The organism is Sphingomonas sp. (assembly GCF_035758555.1).
GTDB lineage: Bacteria > Pseudomonadota > Alphaproteobacteria > Sphingomonadales > Sphingomonadaceae > Sphingomonas_B.
In genome coordinates, this window is the sequence record NZ_DASTXI010000083.1 from 1 (window position 1) to 2284 (window position 2284).

The 2284-nt window shown below is 66.5% G+C and carries 4 protein-coding genes; 2 read left to right on the plus strand and 2 right to left on the minus strand.

Annotated features, from left to right (window positions below; all coding sequences use genetic code 11):
* The coding region (gene ribA / locus VFT73_RS05225) for a GTP cyclohydrolase II RibA (protein ID WP_326409108.1) at positions 1–343 on the plus strand (343 nt) is incomplete at its 5' end.
* On the opposite strand, the gene VFT73_RS05230 is transcribed toward ribA, so the two are convergent.
* Positions 340–993, minus strand: a complete 654-nt coding sequence (locus VFT73_RS05230; RefSeq protein ID WP_326409109.1) for a YggS family pyridoxal phosphate-dependent enzyme — start codon at positions 991–993, stop codon at positions 340–342. The genes ribA and VFT73_RS05230 overlap by 4 nt on opposite strands.
* Positions 994–1014: 21 nt before the next feature.
* On the opposite strand from VFT73_RS05230, the gene VFT73_RS05235 reads away from it, so the two are divergent.
* Positions 1015–1485, plus strand: a complete 471-nt coding sequence (locus tag VFT73_RS05235) for a thiamine phosphate synthase (RefSeq protein ID WP_326409110.1) — start codon at positions 1015–1017, stop codon at positions 1483–1485.
* 32 nt (positions 1486–1517) lie between these two features.
* Here the strand turns inward: VFT73_RS05235 and VFT73_RS05240 are convergent, their stop codons facing one another.
* On the minus strand, positions 1518–2225 hold the full coding sequence (locus tag VFT73_RS05240) for a porin (protein WP_326409111.1): 708 nt from the start codon (positions 2223–2225) through the stop codon (positions 1518–1520).
* Positions 2226–2284 lie beyond the last annotated feature (59 nt).

Genomic DNA, 2284 nt, shown 5'->3' on the forward strand with positions numbered 1-2284 from the left:
GGGCGGCGGGGTGCTCCTCTATCTCCGCCAGGAAGGGCGCGGAATCGGGATCGCCAACAAGATCCGCGCTTATGCGCTTCAGGATCGCGGGCTCGACACCGTTGACGCGAACATTCGCCTCGGCTTCGCCGACGACGAGCGCGATTATGAGCATTCAGCCGCGATCCTTCGGGCCATCGGGATTTCCGAAGTTCGGCTGCTGACCAACAATCCGGCGAAAGTCTCGGGTCTCGAAAGCGCCGGAATTCGAGTCGTCGAGAGGGTGGGCCACCACATGCCCGCCAACCCACACAATGCCGATTATCTCGCGACCAAGCGCGAGAAGAGCGGGCACCTGCTCTAGGCTTCGAAGAGCGCCGTCCCGACCCGCACGGCGGTGGCTCCGAGCATCACCGCCGCCTTGTAATCCGCCGACATGCCCATGCTGAGCCCGGTGACATCGTGCTCTCGCGCAATGTTGGCGAGCAAAGCGAAGAAGGGCGAAGGCTCAACATCGAGCGGCGGGATGCACATGAGGCCAGCGAGCGGCAGCGGCGAATTGCGCACGGCCATCACCAGCTCTCCGACTTCGCCGATCGGGCAGCCGCCCTTCTGCGCCTCGTCGCCGATGTTCACCTGGACATAGACGGCGGGGAAGCGGTTCGCCTTCTCCGCCTCTTTGACGAGAGCTTGAAGCAACGACGGGCGGTCGAGCGAGTGGATCGTATCGAACAGCCGCACGGCTTCGGCGGCCTTGTTCGACTGCAGCTGGCCGATGCAGTGGACGCGGACTCCGGGATGGCGGGCGAGCAAATCGGGCCATTTGGCGAGCGCTTCCTGAACGCGGTTCTCGCCGAAATCACGCTGACCGGCCGCGATCAGCGGCTCGATCGCTTCCGCGCTCCTGGTCTTGCTGACCGCGATGAGCGTTACGTCGCCGGGATCGCGGCGGGCGACCTTCGCCGCGGAGGCGATTCCGTTGCGGATTTCCTGCAGGCGCTCGGCAGCGGTCATGGCCGCGCTATAGGAAGGCGGATGAAGCGCCGCCAGACCGTCCCGCGCCAATGGCTTGTCGCCGACAGCCGCCTCGGCGAGCGTTTGTGGCGGGCGATCCGCAAGCTGCCGAGGGGGAGCGGGATCCTGTTCCTGTATCGCGACCTGCCGAACGGACAGAGGGCGCGGCTGATCGCGCAGCTTCGGCGCCTGGCGCGAGCACGAGGCCTGGTGCTTGCCGATGAAGCAGCAGGCGCCGCCAGGCGAGTGCACAACAGCAAGGAGATGTTGAGAGCGGGAATGGCCGGAGCGGCGGTTGTCTTCCTCTCGCCGATGTTCGAGACCCGGAGCCACCCCGAATGGAAACCGATACCCCGAATGCGGGCGGCGGCGCTCGTTCGCTTGAGCAACTCGCCGGTCATCGCGCTTGGAGGAATGGATGAGCGCCGGTTCCGTGAAATTCAGAAGCTGGGCTTCTCAGGCTGGGCGGGAATCGACGCTTACGTTCCCTAAAGTCACAGGGTCAGGCGGCATTTGCCGAGACTTTAGAATTTGAAGGCGGTCCCGACGTACACAGCTTGGCTGTCGACCCGGTTGTCGCTGAGCGCGGAGAGCCGGTCGCGCTCGATCTTGTAGCGGACTCCGCCCGTGACCGAGAGGCGGCGGGTCAACGCGTAGGAGCCGCCAACGTCCAGCGCATAATTGTCCGGATCGCGAAGCGCCGGGGCGGCCGTCCCTGCCGAGCGGTCGGCGGAAACGGCGACCCGGCCGGTAAAGCGCGGAAGCGAATAGCTGACCCCGACGACGGCGCTCTCGCGACCGTCGACCGGCGAGCCCGCGGCCCGGGTTTTGGCAACGTCGCCGGAAACGGCGAAGCGCCGCCATCCGACGGCGACGCCGAGATTGTAGCTGACCGGAGTGAGCGCGTTAACCGGCGAGGAGGCGCTGGCCGCGGCGAGTTGTTTCGGCGAACCCGCCTGAGCGCGGATCGCGACCCGCACCTGCGACGGCCGGCCCTTCGCTGCCGCCGGAGTGAATTTGAAATCCGAAAGCGCCGGAACGCGCCCCGAGAAAGCGGCAGCAAGCCGGGGATCGGCGGTCGCCGGCGTGAAGCCGAAATCGGAGTCGACGCTGAGCGAAATCGCCGGGGGGCGCTTGCCCGATTCTCCGGCCGCGAACGCAGGCGACAGCACAAGGCCCGCCGCGGCAACCGCGCCGGCCAGAAGCGTCGCATTGAAGCGTCCGAGACTCACGCCGGGCAACTCCCTGTTCGCGAGTCATATAGGCCCGCCAACCTGAAGGTTCCATGACC